Raw genomic sequence first — 14,957 nt, forward strand, 5'->3', positions numbered from 1 at the left:
ATTATCCCGCCGGACAGAGGGTCCGGGGACAGTCAAGGATCTCGACCATGTTCACTTTCGCCAAGTCCTTTGCCGCCGCCGCCAGCCTCATCGCCCTGGCCGCCCAGCCCGCTCTGGCACAGGATCAGAACCCGGCCCAAACCGCCCCCAATGACAGCGCTCAGATCGATGTGTCACATGTCAGCCTGAAATCCGACCGCGACTGGAATCGGGTTGCCGATGCGATCCATGCGAAAGCCGCCGAGATTTGCGAGCGTGAAACGGGTGCCAGCGATCGTCGCGCAGCCGATATCGAAGACTGCACCCAGGCCGCGTATGAAAACGGCGTGCAGCAGATGCGTGATATCTATGCCCGCCGCATGGAGGCGAGCCAGACCCGTCTGGCACGTTCGTGAGGGGGGTCGCGCTAAAGCGCCCGAGGCAGCAAGATCACGAAGCGGGCGCCAATGATCCGACCCGCTTCATCATACCGGTTTTCGGCATGAAGCGTACCGTGCAGGGCCTCGATGATCTGGCGACTTATGGCGAGGCCCAGCCCTGAATGCTGCCCGAAATTTTCGGTCTGGGGACGTTCCGAATAGAAACGGTCGAAAATATCCTCGAGCTTGAGTGGCGGGATACCCGGCCCCTCATCACTCACCGTGATCCGTATCTGACGCTCTTCGGGGCGCATGAACAAGGTAATATGCCCGCGCGGGGGTGAGAACGAAATGGCATTGCCAATCAGGTTGCGCAGCACCTGAACCAGACGGTCTTCCACGGCCAGAACCCGCAGGGGATGCGCTGCATCGTCGTGGGAATCATCAAGGATAAGGATCGCATCTTCTGGCTTGCGCGTGGTCTGATGCATCTCCGTCAGGATCGAGAGAAGCATACCCACCGCTACCGGCTCTGAACGGGTACGCGAGAGTTCCGCATCGATACGGCTCGCATCGGCAATGTCGGTGATCAGCCTGTCCAGACGACGCACATCATTATTGATGATGGCCAGCAGTCGCGTCTGACGTTCGCGGTTCTCGATACGCGGCAAGGTCTCGATGGCCGAACGTATGGAAGAAAGCGGGTTCTTGATTTCATGACTGACATCGGCGGCAAAACGCTCGATCGCATCCATGCGCGCCCAGAGCGCCAGCACCGATCCGCGCAGCGCCCGGGCCAGCACGCCGATCTCATCGCGACGCACCAGCAGGGATTCCGGCACAGTGTCGGCACGTCCGGCAACATCACGCATGTCATGCGAGGCGACGGCCAGACGCAGCAGCGGACGCGCAATGGTGATCGACAGATACCAGGAGAGCAGAACCGTCACGGCCATGGCGGCCAGAAACAGCGACAGGATCGAGGAGCGAACGGCAAAAAGAGAGCGGTCCACCTCCTGCGCCTGACGGGTGAGCTGGATAACGCCAACGGTCTGCCCGTCATGAATGACCGGCTCGGCCACGGTGATCACCAGTTCATGGTCCTGTGTGCGTCGAATATAGGGAGCAGCCTCGGCACCACGATACTCCCCCGCAGAGCGCAGAGGGGGCGGGCTATCCTGCGCCTCGAGTGTAACGATCCCCTCGCGGGAAGAGAGCGGCAGCAGGGAAAGCAGCCACTCATAGGCAATTTCGATTCCGTTATTGCGCGGCGGTTGCCAGCGCGGCGGTGGGGCAGGCTCGCCCGCACCGGATTGCCCCTTGCGGTCGCGGCGCACCAGAGCTGCCTCGTTCAAACTGTCAGCCACGAGTGTCCCGTCTGGTCCTACCAGACGTGCACGCACATTCGGGCTCGGCTCGGTCAGGCGCAGGAGCAGCGGTCGAGCCTGCACCCCGTCGAGCATGAATTCGGCACCAGGAAAAGGATGACGGGCCGGATCGCGCACAACGGCAATCTGCCCCATGGCAGCGGCATAGATATGGGCCTGCTCACGCAGGGCGTTCACATCGGTTTCGAGCAGGCTGTTCTGGAAATCGTTCAGAAAGAGCAGCGTGACGGCGAGAATGGCCAGGGGCAGCGTATTGAGCAGGAAGATCCGCCGCATGAGCGGCGAGGCAAAGCGCGGCAACCTGAACCGGCGTGCTGTTTTCCTGCCGTCGCGTTCGGCCTCAAGCGCCAGCGTATCCCCATGCCGCAGGGAGCGACGGCGCAGGCGGCGCATCGCCTGCGTCATGAAGCCGGGAGAGCCGCGTCTCGTGCGACGCCCGAGAGATTCACGCTCCGGCATGGCCGATCAGTCTTCCTTGTAGCGATAGCCTATGCCGTACAGCGTCTCGATCTGGTTGAAGTTATCGTCGATCTGCCTGAACTTCTTGCGCACACGCTTGATATGGCTGTCGATGGTGCGATCATCCACATAGATGTTTTCGCCATAGGCGGCATCGATCAGCTGGTCACGTGACTTCACCATACCGGGACGCAGCGCCAGCGCCTTGACCAGAAGGAACTCGGTGACAGTCAGCATGATGTCCTGACCGGCCCACAGGCACTGATGACGCGTCTCATCCAGCGTCAGACTGCCGCGAACGATGGCCGCTCCCGCGCTCGACGTTCCGCTCCCTTCGGCGCGACTGGCATCCTGACGGCGCAGCAGAGCCCGGATACGCTCCAGAAGCAGGCGCTGTGAAAAGGGTTTGGTGATGTAGTCGTCGGCTCCCAGACGCAGCCCCATGAGCTGGTCGAGCTCCTCGTCCTTGGAAGAGAGGAAAATGACGGGCAGGGAGGAGCGGGCGCGCAGGCGTTGCAGCAGCTCCATCCCGTCCATGCGCGGCATCTTGATATCGAGCACCGCAAGACTGACAGGGCGCGCCAGAATACCCTGAAGAGCGGCCTCGCCATCGGTATAGGTGTGCACGACAAACCCTTCGGCCTCGAGAGTCATCTGGACCGAAGTCAGGATATTGCGATCATCATCCACCAGGGCGATCGTGTGCTTTGTCGTCTCCATGCGCGATGCATCCGCCTTTAATTTCTGCCTGTTGCCAATACGAGGGGGGTTGGCATATGGCTTGTCACAGCCACCTATATCTTACCACGCGGCTGCGCCCAAGACGGGGCAGTCGAAAACGGTCGGACATCTCGGGATGGCCGATCGGTGTCTTTCGTGGCTTCCAGCGGTCACGCTCGCCCCGCCAAGGGGGAGTACGCGGGAGCCGACCCTTTGCCGCCCGGTTCGACCGGGCCCGATTTTTCGAGGTTGCGACCACGATGACGACTGAAAACGCGCAGCACGACGCCCAGAACAGCGCGCAAACCGAAACGCCCGACCCGGCAGCGACAGAAGCCGCAACCGGGACCACAACCGAGACGGGTGCCCAGACACCCGAAGCCCGCATTGCGGAGCTCGAGGCCCAGGTCGAGGAATTCCGCGACAAATGGATGCGTTCTGAAGCCGAGATGCAGAACTACCGCACACGCGCCAAGCGTGAGGTGGAAGATGCCCGCCAGTATGCCGTCCAGAAATTCGCCCGTGACGTGGTTGAAGCCGCCGAGAACCTGCAGCGCGGTCTCGCTTCACTGCCGGCAAAGGTCGACGGGGAAGAAGGGCTTGTTGCCAAACTGCGTGAAGGGTTCGAGAGCACGGAGCGCTCCTTCCTCGGCATCCTCGAGCGTAACGGCATCACCTGCCAGCACCCGGTAGGCGAAGTCTTCGATGCCAACCTGCATCAGGCCATGGCTGAACAGCCGAGCGATGAGCATCAGGACGGTACGGTCATGCAGGCCTGGACCCCGACCTGGACCCTTCATGGCCGCCTGCTCAAGCCTGCCATGGTCGTCGTCGCCAAGGGTGGCAACAAAGCCGCAGAATGAGGGTTGAAACCCTCGCTGCACGCTCCTAGATTTTACGAGTAACCCGCCCCTGCCGAGGCAGGGAGACGAAAACAAGGGTGTTGCCCGGTGCCTGAATGGGCCGGACGACGCCGCTGAAAGGACTGAGTATGAGCAAAGTCATTGGTATTGACCTTGGCACCACGAACTCTTGCGTCGCGATCCGCGAAGGCGATGAGACCAAGGTCATCGAAAACAGCGAAGGTGCCCGCACCACGCCGTCCATGGTCGCCTTCACCAATAATGGTGAGCGTCTCGTGGGCCAGGCCGCCAAGCGTCAGGCCGTCACCAACCCTTCCGACACGCTTTATGCCGTCAAGCGCCTGATCGGTCGTCGTTTCGACGACCCGACCGTGGCCAAGGACAAGGAAATGGTCCCGTACGAGATCGTACGTGGCGATAACGGCGATGCCTGGGTGCGCGCTCGTGGCGAAAACTACGCCCCGTCGCAGATCTCCGCTTTCGTTCTGGGCAAGATGAAGGAAACCGCCGAGGCCTATCTCGGTGAGACCGTCTCTCAGGCCGTCATCACGGTTCCCGCCTACTTCAATGACGCCCAGCGTCAGGCAACGCGCGACGCAGGTCGTATTGCCGGTCTCGAAGTGCTGCGTATCATCAACGAGCCGACGGCAGCCGCTCTGGCCTATGGCCTTGGCAAGCGCGATTCCGGCACGGTCGCTGTTTACGATCTCGGTGGCGGCACGTTCGACGTCTCGATCCTCGAGATCTCCGATGGCGTGATCGAAGTGAAGTCCACCAATGGTGACACCTTCCTCGGTGGTGAAGACTTCGATAACCGCATCATCGGCTACCTCGCAGACGAGTTCAAGCGCGACCAGGGTATCGACCTGCGTGGTGACAAGCTTGCCCTGCAGCGTCTGAAGGAAGCAGCCGAGAAGGCCAAGATCGAGCTTTCCTCCTCCAAGGAAACCGAGATCAACCTGCCGTTCATCACGGCCGATGCCTCGGGTCCGAAGCATCTCGTGGTCAAGCTGAGCCGCGCCAAGCTGGAAAGCCTGGTGGATGATCTGGTCCAGCGTACGCTTGGCCCGTGCCGTGCGGCTCTCAAGGACGCCTCGGTCACCCCAGCCGAGATCGACGAAGTCATTCTCGTCGGCGGCATGACGCGTATGCCGAAGGTCATCGAGACGGTTAAGCAGTTCTTCGGCAAGGAACCCGCCCGCAACGTCAACCCTGACGAAGTCGTGGCCATTGGTGCCGCCGTTCAGGGCGCCGTACTCAAGGGCGACGTAAAGGACGTTCTGCTGCTCGACGTGACCCCGCTCTCGCTGGGCATCGAGACGCTGGGCGGTGTCTTCACCCGTCTGATCGATCGCAACACGACGATCCCGACCAAGAAGAGCCAGACCTTCTCGACGGCAGAAGACAACCAGAATGCCGTGACCATCAAGGTCTATCAGGGCGAGCGCGAAATGGCGGCAGACAACAAGCTGCTCGGTAATTTCGACCTCACCGGGATTGCCCCGGCCCCGCGTGGCGTGCCGCAGATCGAAGTCACCTTCGACATCGACGCCAACGGCATCGTCAATGTGTCGGCCAAGGACAAGGCGACCAACAAGGAACAGCAGATCAAGATCCAGGCTTCTGGTGGTCTGAACGATGCCGATATCGACCGCATGGTCAAGGAAGCCGAGGCCAATGCCACGGCGGACAAGGCCAAGCGCGAACTGGTCGAGCAGCGCAACAACGCCGAGGCCCTGATCCATCAGACCGAGAAGTCGCTGACGGAAGCTGGTGACAAGGTACCTGCTGCAGACAAGGCTGAAGCCGAGTCCGCTGTGGCTGCCGTGCGCGAGGCCATGAACGGCACGGACGTCGAGGCGCTGAAATCCGCTACCGAGCGTCTGACGCAGTCGGCTATGAAGATCGGTCAGGCTGTCTACGCCGCCGGTCAGGCAGAAGAGGGCGCCGCTGGTGGCGAGGCTCATGCTGCCAAGGATGAAAACGTCGTCGATGCCGATTTCGAGGACGTGGACGACAACAAGAAGCACTGATCACCCGGATGGGAGGGGTAGCCACCTCTCCCTGAAGGCTTGTTTCTCGCAGCGCCCGTCCTTCCCTCGGGAGGGCGGGCGTTTCGGCATTCGGATCGCGTTTTGTATGATCTGGATAGCCTGCCCCCGTCTAGATCGCCCCTCTGCCTTGCAGAGCCCTGATCCGCTGCCTCTCGACACCAGGATGGACTCCCATGGCCACCAAGATCGATTTCTACGCCGTTCTCGAAGTCTCCCGCACGGCCTCCGCCGATGAGCTGAAAAAAGCCTACCGCAAGCAGGCCATGCGCTTTCATCCCGATCGTAATCCGGGCGATGAAACAGCCGAGCACAAGTTCAAGGAAATCAACGAAGCCTATGACGTTCTGAAAGACGAACAGAAACGCGCTGCCTATGACCGCTTCGGTCATGCCGCCTTTGAAAACGGGGGCATGGGCGGTATGGGCGGCGGCTTCGGTGGCTTTGGCGGCGGAGGTCTCGACGATATCTTCGAGATGTTCGGCGACATGATGGGCGGTCGTCGCGGCGGGGGCGGTCGCCGTCGAACGGGCAACGACATTCAGGTTCAGGTCGAGATCTCGCTGAGCGAGGCCTATGCCGGAGTCAAGAAGCCGGTCGAAATCCGCACGCGCGTGACCTGCGAGAGCTGTCATGGCACGGGTTCGGCCGACAGCAATCCTTCCGACGCCACCTGCCCCACCTGTCACGGCGCAGGCGCCGTGCGGGCACAGCAGGGGTTCTTCCTGGTCGAGCGTCCCTGCCCCACCTGTAAGGGCTCGGGCAAGGTCGTGCGAAACCCCTGCCAGAGCTGCAAGGGCGCTGGCACGACAGAGCAGACGCGCTCGCTCGATATCGCCATTCCCGCTGGCGTCGAGGATGGTACGCGCATTCGCCTGACGGGCGAGGGCGAGGCTGGTGGCAGCGGCGTACAGCCAGGCGATCTCTACGTGCATGTTGCGGTGGGCGGCAGCGACATCTTCCAGCGTGACGGGGCCAATATCTATTGCCGCGTGCCGCTACGCATGACGCAGGCTGCGCTCGGCACCGAGATCGAGGTCCCTGTCATTGATGGCAGCCGCGCCAAGGTGAAGATCCCTGCCGGGACGCAATCGGGCGAGAACTTCCGACTGCGCGGCAAGGGCTTCTCGGTTCTGCGCTCGAGCGCGCGCGGTGACATGTATATTCAGGTCGCCGTCGAAACCCCGCATCATCTGAGCCCACGCCAGCGCGAATTGCTGGAAGAGTTCGAGGCAGAGGCGGGCGAGACACAGGATCAGGAAAAGGCCAATCCGGAACATACCGGCTTCTTCGCCAAGGTCCGGGACTTCTTCGAAGGAAAGTAACACCCATGCGTATCGGCATCGCGGGCATAACGGGCCGTCTGGGCGCACTCTGCGCCGAGGAAGTCGTGGCTTCCCGCCTCGATCTCGCGGGAGGATTGTCGCGCAAGGCAGATCCCGCCCGCCATATCGTCACGGACCCCGCGACGCTGGCGGATCGGTGCGATGTGGTGATCGATGTCAGCAGTCCGGAGGCCACCTGCACCCATGCCGAGGCCTTTGCCAAAGCAGGATGCGCCTGGGTGATCGGGACAACCGGGTTCGATGCCGCGCAGGAAGCGGCAATCACGCAGGCCGCTCAATGCATCCCGGTACTCAAGGCCGCCAATTTCGCTCCCGGCCTGACCCTCCTGCTCGATCTGGCCCGTCAACTGGGCGCCAAGCTGCCTGCCGATGAATATGATGCGGAAATCCTTGAGACCCACCATCGTCAGAAACGCGATGCCCCCTCAGGTACGGCTCTGGCCATCGGCGAGCGTTTTGCTGAGGGGCGCAATGTCGCTCTGGCCAATGTGACCGAGATCGATCGCTCCGGACTGCGCGGCGAAGGGGCGATCGGTTTTGCCTCACTGCGTGCCGGGCAGATCGTGGGGGAGCACAGCCTGATCCTGACGTCGGGCACGGAACAGATCACCTTGTCGCATCGCGCTTTTGACCGCCGCGTGTTTGCACAGGGTGCGGTCAAGGCAGCGCGATGGCTGGCTGGTAAACCGGCAGGGCTCTACACCATGACGGAAATATTCGAGGCCTGATCAGGCGTCACTTCCCGTACTGCAACATAACAAACGCTTGACCCCTGTGGCTCAATGCCTCTAAGGACAGCCCTCTCTTGCGGGTCGAGCGCAGGTTATCGCGCGTCCGCTCTCCTTTCTTTCACTCATTCCCTGCGAGGTCCCTGAGTGCGTAACTACGGCGAATTTCTCTTCACATCGGAATCCGTTTCTGAAGGTCATCCGGACAAGGTCTCCGACCGGATCAGCGACACCGTTCTGGACGCTTATCTCGAGGCCGACCCGGAAGCCCGTGTTGCGTGCGAAACCCTCTGCACGACCAACCGCGTCGTTCTGGCCGGTGAAGTCCGTGGCCCGGCGTCGATCACCAGCGAGCTGCTGATCGAGCGCGCCCGTCATGCCATCAAGGATATCGGCTACGACCAGGAAGGTTTCTCCTGGAAAAACGCTGAAATCACCTCCCTGCTGCACGCGCAGTCCGCCGACATTGCTGTTGGCGTCGATAGCGCCGGCGAGAAGGATGAAGGCGCTGGCGATCAGGGCATCATGTTCGGCTTCGCCACCCGCGAGACCGAGCACCTGATGCCGGCCCCGCTCTATTATGCGCAGTCAATCCTCGAGAAGGTTCGTGACTACCGCAAGAGCGGCCATGCTCTGGGCGTCGGCCTGCTGCCGGATGCCAAGAGCCAGGTCACGCTGCGCTATGTCGATGGCAAGCCCGTTGGCGCGACCTCGGTCGTGATCTCGACGCAGCATATCGAAGGCATGCGCCAGAACACCATTCGCGAAATGCTGCGTGAAGTGGTTCGTGAAGTCCTGCCGGAAGGCTGGATGTGCCCGGAAGAAGAATTCTACGTCAATCCGACGGGTAACTTCGTGATCGGTGGTCCCGATGGCGATGCTGGGCTGACGGGTCGCAAGATCATCGTCGACACCTATGGCGGTGCAGCCCCCCATGGCGGCGGCGCTTTCTCGGGCAAGGACCCCACCAAGGTCGATCGTTCGGCTGCCTATGCCGCGCGCTACCTGGCCAAGAACGTGGTCGCTGCCGGTCTGTCCGATCGTTGCACCATCCAGCTCAGCTACGCCATTGGCGTGTCCAAGCCGCTCTCGGTCTATGTGGATCTCGATGGCACAGGCAAGGATATCGACGAAGCCCGTCTCGGCAAGCTGCTGAACGAAATGGTCGATCTCTCGCCGCGCGGCATCCGCAAGCATCTGCGCCTGAACCGTCCGATCTACGTGCCGACCTCGGCCTATGGCCATTTCGGTCGCGTGCCCGATCCGGTGCTGGACAACTTCACGTGGGAGCAGACCGATCTGGTCAGCTCGCTGCGCGGTGCCCTCAACCGCTGAGGTCCCCAACTGTCTGACACCTCTCTCAAGTCCCAGCCTGAGCGGCTTTATGGCCGCCAGCGCGGGCACCCGCTCCGTGCTCGCCAGCAGCGCCTTCTCGATGAGGCACTGCCCAGGCTCCGTCTGAATCCCGATCAGGCAGCCAACCCGCAGGCCGCCTTCACCGGCGCTCCTGTTCAGGGCGTCTGGCTTGAAATCGGGTTCGGCGGAGGCGAGCATGCGCTCGACCAGGCGCAGCACAACCCGGATGTCGGCTATATTGCCTCCGAGGTTTTCGAGAACGGGCTGTGTTCGCTCATGTCCCGCATCGTGCCGGAAGGCGAAGAGGACACGATCACCCCGCCGGATCATTTCCGTATCTGGCCCGATGATGCGCGTCAGCTTCTGAAATCCCTGCCCGATGGCTGTCTCGACCGCGCCTATCTGATGTTCCCCGATCCGTGGCCCAAGGCACGCCATGCCAAGCGTCGCTTCATCCACCCGGAGAATATTCGCGAACTGGCCCGCCTGCTGAAGCCCGGCGCCGTCTGGCGCGTTGCGAGCGATCATCCCGTCTATCAGGACTGGGTGTTCGAGATCATGGGCGCGCAGGATCTATTCGATGCGCCCCCGCCTGCCAAAGGCGAGCGCCCCGAAGGCTGGTCACCCACACGCTATGAAGCCAAGGCCTACCGCGAAGGCCGCGTGCCGTTCTACTGGACGTTCACGCGCCGCGGTGCCTGATACCGAGTTGGATCGGAACACCGCATGAGCACGCAAATCGAACGCGAGGAAATGGAATTCGACGTGGTGATCGTCGGCGGAGGGCCCGCCGGCCTCTCCGCCGCCATCCGACTGCGTCAGCTCATGCCGGAAGCCACGATCTGCCTCGTTGAAAAAGGCAGCGAAATCGGAGCGCATATTGTCTCGGGCGCGGTGATCGAACCCCGTGCCCTGGCCGAGCTCTTCCCCGACTGGCAGGAACGCGGTGCACCGCTGAAAACCCCGGTGACGGAAGAAAAAGTGCTTTTCCTGACCGAAAAGCGTGGCTTCGCCATACCCTTCATCGACAAGCTCATGCCTGCCATGGCCAATCACGGCAATTATGTCGTGTCGCTGGGCGAGGTCTGCCGCTGGCTCGGCGCACAGGCCGAAGAAATGGGTGTCGAGATCTACCCCGGCTTTGCCGCCGCCGAGCCCTATATCGAGGATGGCCGCCTGTGCGGTGTCATCACCGGAGATATGGGCGTGAACCGTGAAGGCGAGCAGGGGCCGAACTTCGCACCCGGCATGATCCTGCGAGCTAAACAGACCATCCTGACCGAGGGCGTGCGCGGCTCGATCAGCCAGCGCGTGATGAAGCAGTTCAATCTGCGTCAGGGTGTAGACCCGCAGACCTATGGGCTGGGTATCAAGGAAGTCTGGGAAATCCCCGCCGAGAGGCACAAGCCTGGCTTCGTGCAGCACAGCTTCGGCTGGCCGATGGATGACGGCACCTATGGCGGCGCCTGGCTCTATCATTTCGGTGAGAACCTCGTCTCCTACGGTTTTGTCACCGGGCTGGATTACAGCAATACCTGGCTCTCTCCCTTTCAGGAGATGCAGCGCCTCAAGACCCATCCTGAATTTGCGAAGCATCTCGAAGGCGGTCGCCGTCTAATTTATGGCGCGCGCGCGCTGTCAGAGGGTGGCTTCCAGTCCCTGCCGCGTCTGTCCTTTCCGGGTGGCGTTCTGGCGGGTGATTCCGCAGGCTTCCTGAACATGCCCAAGATCAAGGGCACGCACACAGCCATGAAATCCGGCATGCTGGCCGCCGAAGCCGTGGCCGAGGCGCTGGGGGGTGAAGGCCCCTGCGAGGCCACAAGCTATACGCGCCGTTTCAAGAGTTCATGGCTGTTCAAGGAGTTGTTCGAGGCCCGCAATGTGCGCCCCGCCTTTGCCCGCTGGGGCAATCGCCTTGGCGCGCTCTATGCCGGGATCGACAGCCTGATTTTCCGTGGCCGCGCGCCTTGGACGCTGCATTTCCGTCATACGGATCATGAAGCGCTCAAGCCTGCCGAGCAGTGCAAGCCCATTGCCTATCCGAAGCCGGATGGCACGCTGACCTTCGACCTCACCTCATCGGTGTTCCTGTCGGGCACCAATCATGAGGAGGACCAGCCGGTCCACCTGAAGCTGCGTGACCCGTCGAAATGGCTCCCGGTCAACTGGGGCATTTTCCGCTCACCTGAAAGCCGCTACTGCCCGGCCGGTGTGTATGAGGCGCTGGACGAAAACAGCACCATGCGCTTGCAGATCAACGCGCAGAACTGCGTGCACTGCAAGACCTGCGACATCAAGGATCCGACGCAGAATATCGACTGGTGTGTGCCTGAAGGGGCCGGTGGACCGAATTATCCTGTCGGTATGTGATTTTGAGTCGCAATAAGGTATGAACCCTGACGACAAATTCCAGGATCGGCGAGAAACAGATGAAGATAGTGGTCCCGGTCAAGCGGGTGGTGGATTACAACATCAAGCCCCGCGTCAAGGCCGATAACAGCGGCGTCGACACGCAAGGCGTGAAGATGTCGATGAATCCCTTCGATGAAATTGCTGTCGAAGAAGCTGTCAGGCTTCGAGAAAAAGGCGCTGCCTCCGAGATCGTGGTGGTGACCATTGGCGTTGCCGAGGCGCAGCCCGTTTTGCGTACGGCCATGGCCATGGGTGCCGACCGCGCCATTCTGGTGCAGACCGACGCCGAGCTGGAGCCGCTGGCTGTCGCCAAGCTGCTCAAGGCCATCGTGGATCGAGAAAATCCCGGTCTGGTCATCATGGGCAAGCAGGCCATTGATGACGACATGAATGCGACCGGCCAGATCCTGGCGGCACGTCTCAACTGGCCGCAGGGCACGTTTGCCAGCTCAGTCGCTATCGAAGACGGACGCATCACCGTGGTCCGTGAAGCCGATGGCGGACTTGAAACCGTGCGTCTGGCACTGCCTGCCGTGGTGACCACCGATCTGCGCCTCAACGAGCCGCGCTATGCCACCATGCCCAACATCATGAAGGCCAAGAAGAAGCCGCTCGAAACCATCGCTGCCGATACGCTGGGCGTGGACATCACGCCGCGTCTGGAGACGATCAAGGTGGTCGAACCGCCCGTGCGCCAGGCGGGTATCAAGGTGTCGAGCGTTGCCGAGCTGGTCGGCAAGCTGCGTGACGAAGCGAAGGTGATCTGATCATGACAACTCTGGTTCTGATCGAAGCCGAAGGCGCCGCCATCAAGAAGGCAAGCCTTTCCGCCGTTGCCGCCGCCCGCCATTTCGGTGCTGTCGATGTGCTGCTGATCGGCGCAGAAGGCGCCCAGGAAGCCTCAAAGATCGAAGGGATCACCCGCGTTCTTCACGCGGAGTCCACCCCGCATCTGGCCGAGTGCATTGCCGCCCTGATTGCAGATCGCGCCAAAAATTACGATCACATCGTTTCCGCCGCGACCGCCTATGGCAAGAACACCCTGCCGCGCGTGGCTGGTCTGCTGGATGTGCAGCCGATCACCGAGGTGGTCGAGATCATCGACGCCGATACCTTCGTGCGTCCGATCTATGCCGGCAGCGCGCTTTCCACCGTGCGGTCGCGCGATGCGATCAAGGTGCTGACCGTGCGTAACGCCAATTTCGAGGCTGCCAAACTGGGTGAGGCATCCGCCCCGATCGAGTCCCTCTCGGCGGCTGTCGAGGTGCCGGATGCCGCATATGTCGGGATCGAACTGACCCATTCCGACCGCCCCGAACTGGAATCGGCCCGTGTGGTGATCTCTGGTGGGCGCGGCCTGAAGGACGCGGCCAATTTCAAGCTGCTCGAGCCTGTGGCCGACAAGCTGGGTGCTGCCATCGGCGCGTCGCGCGCGGCGGTGGATGCCGGATTTGCCCCGAACGAGATGCAGGTCGGTCAGACCGGCAAGATCGTGGCACCTGATCTCTATATCGCTGTCGGTCTCTCCGGAGCCATCCAGCATCTGGCAGGGATGAAGGACAGCCGCGTGATCGTGGCGATCAACATGGACCCCGAAGCCCCGATCTTCAGCGTGGCCGATTACGGTCTCGTGGGCGATCTGTTCGAAATCCTGCCGCAGCTCAAGGCCGAACTGGGCGCCTGATCAAACAAGGCTCCTGCTTCGACAGGGGCTTTACCTGAATGCCCATCGGGTTGCCTCAGGGTACCCCCCTCCTGCCGGAACTGGGCGCGATAGCCCCCTTTTCCGGCCAGGTCCCTGCCCGAATGGATGGCAGCACCTTCCGGAAAATCCTTCGTCGGATCGCCATATCCGAAAAGAAGCGACGGACGCTCTTCAGTCACGCCGCGAACGAGATGATGGGCCGCTGCCATGCTGAAGCCCCCTGCCCGCCCACGTGAATGATCAGCCTGTGCAGCTTTCGATTGTTTTTCCGCGCTGCATGGGACATGCTTGTATACATGACCCAGATCATGGACATTCAGGCAGGCGGCGCACGGGCCAGGGCCCGTTGCGACGAACTCGGCGTTGCTCCCTATAGCGACCAGAGCGACGGGCTTTTCCGCCCCTATCTCGGCCCTGCCCACAGGGCAACGCTTGGTCGTCTGGCCCAGTGGATGGATGAGGCCGGGATGAGCGTCGAGACCGATGCTGCCGGGAACATCATCGGCCATTATGCCGGGGCCCATCCGGATGCTCCCGTGCTGCTGATCGGCTCACATGTCGACAGCGTGCGCGATGGCGGGCGCTATGACGGCATGCTCGGCGTGACGCTGGGCATCGAGACCGTCGCCTATTTCCATAGTCGCGGGTTGAGACTTCCCTTTGCGCTCGAAATCATTGGTTTCGGTGATGAGGAAGGCTCGCGTTTCCCCACATACATGATGGGCTCACGCTCGGCGGCTGGGCTGTCACAATCCGTCGATGACAGCGTGACCGATCGCGACGGCACGACACTAGGTGCAGCCCTGTCGGACTGGGGACTCGACACTTCCCGTTTCGACACGGCGAAACGGCACAATGTCCTGGCCTATCTCGAAGCCCATATCGAGCAGGCGCCGCATCTCGAGCGCGCCGACCTGCCTCTGGGCCTCGTACGTGGTATCGCCTCGCAATACCGCTATCGCGTGACCCTGACCGGGCAGGCCGATCACGCCGGTACCGCCATGCATGAACGCCGTGATGCCCTTGCCGCCGCGGCCGAGGCCATTACTGCCATCGAGGCCATCGGCCAGCAGGACCCGGTCGATCTGGTCACCACGGTCGGGTGGCTGAGCGTCGAGAATGGCGCCCCTAATATCGTGCCAGGGCGCGTGGTCCTGACCGTCGATATCCGCGCCGTAACGCCCGGCGTCCGAGAAAATGCCGCCCAGGAAATCGGCGACATGCTGCAGGCCCTGTGCACACGACGTCATGTCCGGCTCGATATCGAGCGTATCCAGGACCTGACTGGCGCCCTCTGCGACGACCATCTGACTGAAATGTTGGGGGAAGCCGTGGAAGAGAGACTGGGAAACACGCCCCCCATGCTTCTCAGCCAGGCTGGTCATGATGCGATGATCATGGCGCATCTCGCCCCTATGACCATGCTGTTCATCCGTTGCAAAGGCGGGATCAGCCATAACCCGGCGGAATCGGTCGAGGATGCCGATGTCGAAGCGGCCTTTCAGACCATGGTAACTTTCGTGACGCGACTGGGAGAAACGATGTGAGCAGTTTTTTCGGTGAAATCGAC

General features: G+C 61.8%; 13 protein-coding genes. 11 read left to right on the forward strand and 2 right to left on the reverse strand.

Annotation, left to right across the window (positions count from 1 at the left end; all coding sequences use genetic code 11):
* Positions 1 to 47: 47 nt before the first annotated feature.
* On the forward strand, positions 48 to 395 hold the full coding sequence (locus tag WFJ47_RS10365; RefSeq protein ID WP_127099642.1) for a UrcA family protein: 348 nt from the start codon (positions 48 to 50) through the stop codon (positions 393 to 395).
* Between the two features lie 11 nt (positions 396 to 406).
* Here the strand turns inward: WFJ47_RS10365 and WFJ47_RS10370 are convergent, their stop codons facing one another.
* Positions 407 to 2,023 carry an ATP-binding protein gene (locus tag WFJ47_RS10370; protein WP_233581868.1) on the reverse strand — a complete coding sequence of 539 codons (1,617 nt, stop codon included), beginning with the start codon at positions 2,021 to 2,023 and terminating at the stop codon, positions 407 to 409.
* Between the two features lie 189 nt (positions 2,024 to 2,212).
* A complete protein-coding gene (locus tag WFJ47_RS10375) occupies positions 2,213 to 2,926 on the reverse strand; it encodes a response regulator transcription factor (protein WP_336762826.1) in 714 nt (237 codons plus the stop codon).
* A gap of 260 nt (positions 2,927 to 3,186) precedes the next feature.
* Here WFJ47_RS10375 and WFJ47_RS10380 point away from each other — a divergent pair, with 260 nt between their 5' ends.
* The 10 genes from WFJ47_RS10380 to WFJ47_RS10425 all read left to right on the forward strand — a co-directional run bounded on the left by WFJ47_RS10380 (position 3,187) and on the right by WFJ47_RS10425 (position 14,934).
* Positions 3,187 to 3,789 carry a nucleotide exchange factor GrpE gene (locus tag WFJ47_RS10380; protein WP_336762829.1) on the forward strand — a complete coding sequence of 201 codons (603 nt, stop codon included), beginning with the start codon at positions 3,187 to 3,189 and terminating at the stop codon, positions 3,787 to 3,789.
* Positions 3,790 to 3,917: 128 nt separating this feature from the next.
* On the forward strand, positions 3,918 to 5,822 hold the full coding sequence (gene dnaK, locus WFJ47_RS10385; protein ID WP_127099648.1) for a molecular chaperone DnaK: 1,905 nt from the start codon (positions 3,918 to 3,920) through the stop codon (positions 5,820 to 5,822).
* Between the two features lie 194 nt (positions 5,823 to 6,016).
* A complete protein-coding gene (gene dnaJ, locus WFJ47_RS10390) occupies positions 6,017 to 7,165 on the forward strand; it encodes a molecular chaperone DnaJ (RefSeq protein ID WP_127099650.1) in 1,149 nt (382 codons plus the stop codon).
* A gap of 5 nt (positions 7,166 to 7,170) precedes the next feature.
* Positions 7,171 to 7,914, forward strand: a complete 744-nt coding sequence (gene dapB, locus WFJ47_RS10395; protein ID WP_336762832.1) for a 4-hydroxy-tetrahydrodipicolinate reductase — start codon at positions 7,171 to 7,173, stop codon at positions 7,912 to 7,914.
* 147 nt (positions 7,915 to 8,061) lie between these two features.
* Positions 8,062 to 9,249, forward strand: coding sequence for a methionine adenosyltransferase (metK, locus tag WFJ47_RS10400; RefSeq protein WP_062165570.1), 1,188 nt, complete (start codon positions 8,062 to 8,064; stop codon positions 9,247 to 9,249).
* Positions 9,250 to 9,258: 9 nt separating this feature from the next.
* Positions 9,259 to 9,972, forward strand: coding sequence for a tRNA (guanosine(46)-N(7))-methyltransferase TrmB (locus WFJ47_RS10405; RefSeq protein WP_127099654.1), 714 nt, complete (start codon positions 9,259 to 9,261; stop codon positions 9,970 to 9,972).
* Between the two features lie 24 nt (positions 9,973 to 9,996).
* The gene (locus WFJ47_RS10410) at positions 9,997 to 11,640 is read left to right on the forward strand and encodes an electron transfer flavoprotein-ubiquinone oxidoreductase (protein WP_336762834.1); all 1,644 of its coding nucleotides are present in this window, start codon (positions 9,997 to 9,999) and stop codon (positions 11,638 to 11,640) included.
* Positions 11,641 to 11,699: 59 nt separating this feature from the next.
* On the forward strand, positions 11,700 to 12,449 hold the full coding sequence (locus WFJ47_RS10415) for an electron transfer flavoprotein subunit beta/FixA family protein (protein WP_336762836.1): 750 nt from the start codon (positions 11,700 to 11,702) through the stop codon (positions 12,447 to 12,449).
* Positions 12,450 to 12,451: 2 nt separating this feature from the next.
* Positions 12,452 to 13,366 (forward strand): FAD-binding protein, encoded by a 915-nt coding sequence (locus WFJ47_RS10420; RefSeq protein WP_336762838.1) that lies wholly within the window; start codon positions 12,452 to 12,454, stop codon positions 13,364 to 13,366.
* A 317-nt stretch (positions 13,367 to 13,683) separates the two neighbouring features.
* Positions 13,684 to 14,934, forward strand: coding sequence for an allantoate amidohydrolase (locus WFJ47_RS10425; RefSeq protein WP_127099660.1), 1,251 nt, complete (start codon positions 13,684 to 13,686; stop codon positions 14,932 to 14,934).
* Positions 14,935 to 14,957: the final 23 nt, after the last annotated feature.

Source organism: Asaia sp. VD9 (genome assembly GCF_037150015.1).
Taxonomy (GTDB): Bacteria; Pseudomonadota; Alphaproteobacteria; order Acetobacterales; family Acetobacteraceae; genus Asaia.

Bases quoted from the DNA above. Each gene is read 5' to 3' on its own strand.
- WFJ47_RS10365 (WP_127099642.1), top strand. From the start codon at position 48: ATGTTCACTTTCGCCAAGTCCTTTGCCGCCGCCGCCAGCCTCATCGCC.
- WFJ47_RS10370 (WP_233581868.1), bottom strand. From the start codon at position 2,023: ATGCGGCGGATCTTCCTGCTCAATACGCTGCCCCTGGCCATTCTCGCC.
- WFJ47_RS10375 (WP_336762826.1), bottom strand. From the start codon at position 2,926: ATGGAGACGACAAAGCACACGATCGCCCTGGTGGATGATGATCGCAAT.
- WFJ47_RS10380 (WP_336762829.1), top strand. From the start codon at position 3,187: ATGACGACTGAAAACGCGCAGCACGACGCCCAGAACAGCGCGCAAACC.
- dnaK (WP_127099648.1), top strand. From the start codon at position 3,918: ATGAGCAAAGTCATTGGTATTGACCTTGGCACCACGAACTCTTGCGTC.
- dnaJ (WP_127099650.1), top strand. From the start codon at position 6,017: ATGGCCACCAAGATCGATTTCTACGCCGTTCTCGAAGTCTCCCGCACG.
- dapB (WP_336762832.1), top strand. From the start codon at position 7,171: ATGCGTATCGGCATCGCGGGCATAACGGGCCGTCTGGGCGCACTCTGC.
- WFJ47_RS10410 (WP_336762834.1), top strand. From the start codon at position 9,997: ATGAGCACGCAAATCGAACGCGAGGAAATGGAATTCGACGTGGTGATC.
- WFJ47_RS10415 (WP_336762836.1), top strand. From the start codon at position 11,700: ATGAAGATAGTGGTCCCGGTCAAGCGGGTGGTGGATTACAACATCAAG.
- WFJ47_RS10420 (WP_336762838.1), top strand. From the start codon at position 12,452: ATGACAACTCTGGTTCTGATCGAAGCCGAAGGCGCCGCCATCAAGAAG.
- WFJ47_RS10425 (WP_127099660.1), top strand. From the start codon at position 13,684: ATGACCCAGATCATGGACATTCAGGCAGGCGGCGCACGGGCCAGGGCC.